Origin of the sequence: Anabaenopsis sp. FSS-46 (assembly GCF_029891665.1) — a bacterium.
GTDB classification, from domain to species: domain Bacteria; phylum Cyanobacteriota; class Cyanobacteriia; order Cyanobacteriales; family Nostocaceae; genus Anabaenopsis; species Anabaenopsis arnoldii.
On sequence record NZ_JANQDG010000126.1, the window covers coordinates 1 to 6,250 of the forward strand.

At 42.0% G+C, this 6,250-nt stretch carries 7 protein-coding genes and 1 pseudogene; 5 read left to right on the plus strand and 3 right to left on the minus strand.

Annotation, left to right across the window (positions count from 1 at the left end; genetic code table 11):
* The first annotated feature begins 112 nt into the window (after positions 1-112).
* Positions 113-961, plus strand: coding sequence for a DNA methyltransferase (locus tag NWP21_RS15540; RefSeq protein ID WP_280793351.1), 849 nt, complete (start codon positions 113-115; stop codon positions 959-961).
* Between the two features lie 192 nt (positions 962-1,153).
* On the opposite strand, the gene NWP21_RS15545 is transcribed toward NWP21_RS15540, so the two are convergent.
* Positions 1,154-1,474 carry a DUF5615 family PIN-like protein gene (locus NWP21_RS15545; RefSeq protein ID WP_280793352.1) on the minus strand — a complete coding sequence of 107 codons (321 nt, stop codon included), beginning with the start codon at positions 1,472-1,474 and terminating at the stop codon, positions 1,154-1,156.
* A 1-nt stretch (position 1,475) separates the two neighbouring features.
* Entirely contained in the window at positions 1,476-1,694 is a 219-nt protein-coding gene (locus NWP21_RS15550; protein ID WP_280793357.1) for a DUF433 domain-containing protein, read from the minus strand.
* Positions 1,695-1,813: 119 nt separating this feature from the next.
* Between NWP21_RS15550 and NWP21_RS15555 the strand changes: the two genes are divergently transcribed.
* The 4 genes from NWP21_RS15555 to truB all read left to right on the plus strand — a co-directional run bounded on the left by NWP21_RS15555 (position 1,814) and on the right by truB (position 5,928).
* Positions 1,814-1,966 carry a hypothetical protein gene (locus NWP21_RS15555; RefSeq protein WP_280793353.1) on the plus strand — a complete coding sequence of 51 codons (153 nt, stop codon included), beginning with the start codon at positions 1,814-1,816 and terminating at the stop codon, positions 1,964-1,966.
* A 69-nt stretch (positions 1,967-2,035) separates the two neighbouring features.
* On the plus strand, positions 2,036-4,075 hold the full coding sequence (gene ligA, locus NWP21_RS15560; RefSeq protein WP_280793354.1) for an NAD-dependent DNA ligase LigA: 2,040 nt from the start codon (positions 2,036-2,038) through the stop codon (positions 4,073-4,075).
* Positions 4,076-4,095: 20 nt separating this feature from the next.
* Positions 4,096-5,010 (plus strand): DMT family transporter, encoded by a 915-nt coding sequence (locus NWP21_RS15565; protein WP_280793355.1) that lies wholly within the window; start codon positions 4,096-4,098, stop codon positions 5,008-5,010.
* 21 nt (positions 5,011-5,031) lie between these two features.
* On the plus strand, positions 5,032-5,928 hold the full coding sequence (gene truB, locus NWP21_RS15570; RefSeq protein WP_280793356.1) for a tRNA pseudouridine(55) synthase TruB: 897 nt from the start codon (positions 5,032-5,034) through the stop codon (positions 5,926-5,928).
* Here the strand turns inward: truB and NWP21_RS15575 are convergent.
* Positions 5,915-6,112, minus strand: a pseudogene (locus NWP21_RS15575) (hypothetical protein); the annotation flags it as partial. The gene truB and the pseudogene NWP21_RS15575 sit on opposite strands and share 14 nt — an antisense overlap.
* Positions 6,113-6,250: the final 138 nt, after the last annotated feature.

Here is a 6,250-nt window from a genome sequence, read left to right on the forward strand (position 1 = left end):
TTCAACACACTTGATGAACTTCGCGCTCGCCTCAACGAACTTCTCAGTCAAATCACATCAGAACGTGTTATTTCCTTGACTTCTTATGATTTTATTCTCGAAGCTCTTTTTTATGCAGCTTCAATGTAAATTGATATTAGATGAAAGTGAAGGATTACCTATACAAGATACATTGAATGATATAGAAGCTTTGCGTTCTTGGCATAAAGAACTTTTAGGTTATCCTACGCAAAAACCAGAAGCACTACTAGAAAGAATCATCAAAGCGAGTTCTAACGACAATGATATCATCCTAGATGCCTATTGTGGATGTGGGACAACAGTAGCAGTCAGCCAAAGATTAGAACGCCAATGGATAGGGATTGATATCACCTATCAAAGTATTAGCTTAATCTTAAAAAGATTAGAAGATAGTTTTGGGAAGGGAGTATTAGAAACCATAAATCTGCATGGGATACCTAAAGATATAGAAAGCGCGATCGCATTAGCTAACAAAAAAGACGATCGCACCCGTAAAGAATTTGAGAAATGGGCAATTTTAACTTACACTAACAACAGAGCAGTAATTAACAACAAAAAAGGTGCTGATAAAGGTGTAGATGGGATTGTTTATTTCCAAGGTAATGATCAACCTGAGAAAATGATTTTTCAAGTCAAATCAGGGAAAGTCAAATCAGGAGATATCCGAGATTTACTGGGAACAATGACCCTACAAAATGCTAGTATTGCCATATTGATAACTCTAGAACCTCCCACTAGTCAGATGATTAAGACTGCAAAAGAGGCGGGATTTTACCAAAATAAATACATGAGCCATAGTTGTGATAAAATCCAGATTGTGACGGTGGCGGATATTCTGGAGAAAAAAGAAAGGTTAAATATCCGTTTAAGTTATGAAGTGCTCAGAAGTGCGGAGAAGCAGAAGGAAGTTAAAGTAAGTCAAACGGAGTTGGATTTATAAGAAGAGGGAACAGGGAACAGGGAACAGGGAACAGGGAAGGGGAGAAAATGTAAAGGTTTATGTGTAGCTGACAGCGACTATTAAATCTGAGCAAACCGAGTAACCTGGAAAAATACCCTAATCATCCTATATAGTGGATATTTCTACAGTCCCATCTATTAATTCTCCATAAAAAAGACGCAAGAACCTATTTTATTCACTTACCACTGTAGCTGCACCCTTTGGTGCTGTGTCAACAATTGCCAAAATTTTAGGGATCAGCACTTGAATATCTGCTAATCGATTCGACGGTGCTTGCAACACCAAAACAGCTAAATCTAGAACTGCCAAATTTTGTTGAAACGGCAGATTCCGATCCACTGTAATCAACACGTCAAACTCAATTTCGGCTAAACGCAAGAGTTCTGCATCTTTGATACCAGCCCAACCCATCTGCGGCACCGTTTTCACTATATGTCCAAACAACTGCATTCCCAGTCTTCGGTCAATACACTCGTCAATCAAAATATTCACACTATGCAACCAGCTTCAGAATCTGCGCTTGTGCGGCTTCGAGAAAAGCAATTACCTGTTCTCGCTTCACTGTGGGAAATCCCTCTAAAAAATCATCAATAGACTCTCCCGCCTTTAAATAATCCAGTAGGGTTTGCACAGGAACGCGAGTCCCTGTGAATACTGGCGTACCACTCATCACATCTGGCGATGCGGTAATGATTGCTGACTGACTCATTATACCCCTTCTTCAAGCATTGCTAGGCTATCTTATTCTAATCACTGCGCTGACGGTACACAAAAATCCTGAAGCACAAATATTGATAAAATGTAAACAGTCCTAAAATTATTTCATGGTTTATGACTGTAAAATCACCCAGCCAAGAAGATAAATTACAGCCAAGCACGGATACAAACAACATTAAAGAAAAAGTTCTCTGTGTTCACTGTCGTCGGACTGCCACCAATGGCATAAAATGTAAAGGTCTATGTGTAGCTGACAGCGACTATTAAACCTGAGCAACCCGAGTCACCTGGAAGAATACCCTAATCATCCTATATAGTGGATATTTCTACAGTCCCATGACAGAGATTAACTCGGAACTAAAACATATAGAAGAACTACGCCAGTTGTTGCAACAGGCTAGTTATGCTTATTATGTCCTAGATGCGCCCATGATGGAGGATGCTGTCTATGACCAACTATATAGAGAATTGTATGAACTAGAAACTAACTATCCTGAATTACTGACCCCAGACAGTCCCACCCAGCGCGTGGGTGAGAAACCAGCGACACATTTTACTTCTGTACGTCATCACATTCCTCTCTACAGTTTAGAGAATGCTTTTAATATTGAGGAATTGCAAAGATGGGATAAACGCTGGCGACGACAAGCACCTCATATAATAGATGGGGTAGAATACGTTACAGAATTAAAAATTGATGGTTCAGCTTTGGCTTTAACCTATGAAAATGGGGTTTTAGTTAGGGGTGTAACTCGTGGTGATGGGGTGGTGGGTGAAGACATTACCCAAAACGTGCGGACAATTCGTTCAATTCCCTTAAAGTTACATTTTGCTGGTTCCAAAAGTTTCAACCGGGTGGAAGTCCGGGGGGAGGCCTTTTTACCCTTGGACGTATTTCAACAAATTAACGCCGAGAGGGAAAAATCAGGAGAGAGTTTATTTGCTAACCCCCGCAACGCTGCATCTGGTACACTCAGACAATTAGACTCCCGCATTGTCGCCCAGCGACGGTTAGATTTTTTTGCTTATACCTTGCACATTTCCGGGATGGATGATGCAAGTATTGCTAATACCCAATGGGAAGCTTTAGAGTTATTGGCAACTATGGGTTTTCCTGTGAATCCCAATCACAAACTCTGTGGTTCTATGACTGAGGTAGCAGCATATTACCAATATTGGGACACAGAACGCCTATCTTTACCTTACATGACTGATGGGGTAGTAGTCAAGTTAAATTCTTTTAAGTTACAAGAACACCTAGGTTTTACCCAAAAGTTCCCCCGGTGGGCTATTGCGTTAAAATATCCAGCAGAAGAAGCGCCGACTAGGGTAGAAAATATTTCTGTGAATGTGGGACGCACGGGGGCGTTAACGCCTTTGGCTGAAATGCGCCCTGTAGAATTAGCTGGGACTACGGTTTCCCGCGCTACTTTACATAATAGCGATCGCATTATGCAGTTAGATATCCGCATTGGAGATACTGTGATTGTGCGTAAAGCTGGGGAAATCATCCCGGAGGTGGTGCGGGTACTCCCAGAACTGCGTCCAGATGATGCTCAACCTTTTATTATGCCCACCCATTGCCCAGTTTGTGGTCAACCGGTGGTTAGAGAATTGGGTGAAGCGGTGACCCGCTGTGTTAATGCTTCCTGTCCCGCTATTCTCAAAGGGGGAATTGAACATTGGGTAAGTCGGGATGCTTTGGATATTAAAGGTCTGGGGGAAAAGTTAGTTTATCAACTTGTGGATAGGGGTTTGGTGGGTTCTGTCGCTGATTTATATGACTTGACAGAAAGTGATTTATGTGCATTAGAAAGAATGGGGAAAAAATCAGCAGAGAAATTAATCAAGGCGATCGCCCAATCAAAAAATCAACCATGGTCTAGGGTACTATATGGTTTAGGTATCCGTCACGTGGGTAATGTCAATGCCCAATTATTAACTCAGAAGTACCCCACCGTAGAAAAGTTAGCCACAGCTAAACAATCGGAGATTGCTGGTATTTATGGTATTGGTGCGGAAATTGCCCAATCTGTATATCAATGGTTCAGGATTGATGCTAATCAATTGTTAATTACCCGGTTGCAATCCGCAGGGCTACAACTAGCTACCAGGGAAGAAACAAAAACAGTGACTCAGGTTAGTTCCCAATTAGCTGGTAAAATCTTAGTAATTACGGGGACATTACCAACTTTAACACGAGATAAGGCTAAAGAGTTAATTCAAGCAGCCGGGGGTAAGATAACTAATTCAGTCAGCAAAAAAACTGATTATCTGCTTGTGGGTGAAGATGCGGGTTCTAAGTTAGCAAAAGCAGAAGCTTTAGGAATTCCTCAGTTGACTGAATCCCAGTTGTTAGAGATATTACAAACTTGACACTCCCCAGCAGTTAACTTATGCATCAAAGTTCCGGTCGTTGGCGTTTAGGTTTAGGATTATCGTTATTAACTGTCTGGTTATGGGGAATCTTACCGATCGCCCTGACTGTAAGTTTACGAGTTCTGGATGTCTATACTATTATATGGTTCCGCTTTTGGTTGTCCTTTGTAGTCCTAGCTGTATTGTTAGGATTGGGGGGTAAATTACCCGATTGGCAAAAATTGCGCTCTAGTTCAGGGGTATTATTAGCGATCGCCACCCTATTTTTAGGATTTAACTACCTGCTATTTATGCAAGGGTTAGCCTTAACCTCTGCGGGTAACGCTGAGGTTTTGATTCAATTAGCGCCACTATTATTAAGTTTAGGTGGTTTGGTAATTTTCCGAGAGCGTTATACAGTGCATCAATGGATAGGGTTGAGTATCCTCACTGCTGGATATATGATATTTTTCCATGAGCAACTGAGTTTAATCACAGTCCAGGGAACATATATCCTTGGTAGTGGTTTAATAGTTCTAGGAGCAGCAGCATGGGCTATTTACGCCCTATGCCAAAAACAACTATTAAACTCCCTGTCCTCTGCTCAAATCATGGTGATTATATATGGTGGATGTGCTGTATTATTCACCCCCTTTGCTCAACCCGGAAAAATTGTCACCTTGAGCAGTTCCCAATTATTAGTTTTACTGTTTTGTGGTTTAAATACCCTCATCGCCTATGGTGCTTTTGCGGAATCATTACAACATTGGCCAGCATCAAGAGTTAGTGCAGTGTTAGCTATTGCCCCGATTATTACCTTAATTGCCGTTGCCACCCTATCAACAGTTTACCCTACTCTGATGCCGACAGAACATTTAACTGTAATTGGGATATTAGGCGCACTGTTAGTCGTAACTGGTTCAGTGGCGATCGCCCTAGGTAAAGCCAATTAGATTAAAGAATAATTATAATATATGAGCTTACAAAATTTACCCCTAGAGGGGTTTCTGAATTTAAATAAACCCTATGACTGGACATCTCACGACTGCGTAGCGCGGGTACGCAAACTTCTGCGACTCAAACGTGTGGGACACGCGGGGACATTAGACCCAGCTGCGACGGGTGTTTTACCTATCGCTCTGGGTAAAGCTACCAGATTATTACAATATCTCCCAGAAAATAAAGCCTACACAGCGACCATTCGCTTAGGTGTGCAGACCACAACAGATGATTTACAGGGTGAAATCATTAGCTGTGAACCTTGTCCAGGGTTGACATTGACTGAAGTTACCAAAGAACTGGCACAATTTCAAGGTAAAATTGAGCAAATACCCCCAATTTATAGCGCCATCCAAGTTGATGGTAAACGCCTTTATGACTTAGCGCGCCAAGGTCAAACCGTGGAAGTACCTAAACGGACAGTAAAAATTTTTCACACAGAAATTTTAGATTGGCGATCGGGGGATTTTCCCGAATTGGATGTAGCGATCGCCTGTGGTAGTGGTACATATATTAGAGCCATTGCTCGTGACTTAGGCGCTATCCTAGGAACTGGTGGGACTCTCGCTGCTTTACTCCGTACCGCTAGTAGCGGTTTTAACCTTCAACATAGCCTCAGTTTCAGTGACATAGAAACACAACTACAAACAGGGACATTTCAACCCATCTCCCCAGATGTACCTTTAGAACATTTGCCCTCAGTGACATTACCCAGTATCTCGGCTGTAAAATGGTGTCAGGGGCAAAAAATCACCCTAAATGGGGACTTTGCTGGCATAGCCAGAGTGTACAATCAAGACACCTGCTTTCTCGGTATAGGGAAACTAGAAGATAGCCTGTTAGTACCGACCACGGTAGTCACTCCCAAGTAGCCGCATCTTTTAATACAGCCGGAATTTCCCCTTGGGATAGGGGAAACTCTAACAAAGTTTCCTTGTAACCCAAATATCCAGACTCAGCAAAAGATAACAGCATTCGGCACAGAGCTAACCATACTTCTGGTTCATATTCCCAGTCACGATCACGGGAAGCTCGACCCGCAATTGAACGTAAAGAGTTTGTGAAATTATAGACAAATCTACAAAGTCACTTTACCAGGAGTAAACCTGATTGGAGTTACTCCTAACCCCTCTATCCCGTCTGCAAAAGCGTTCAGGACTGCTTTTCTTAATATGTTGTACGCCCCATTTAAAT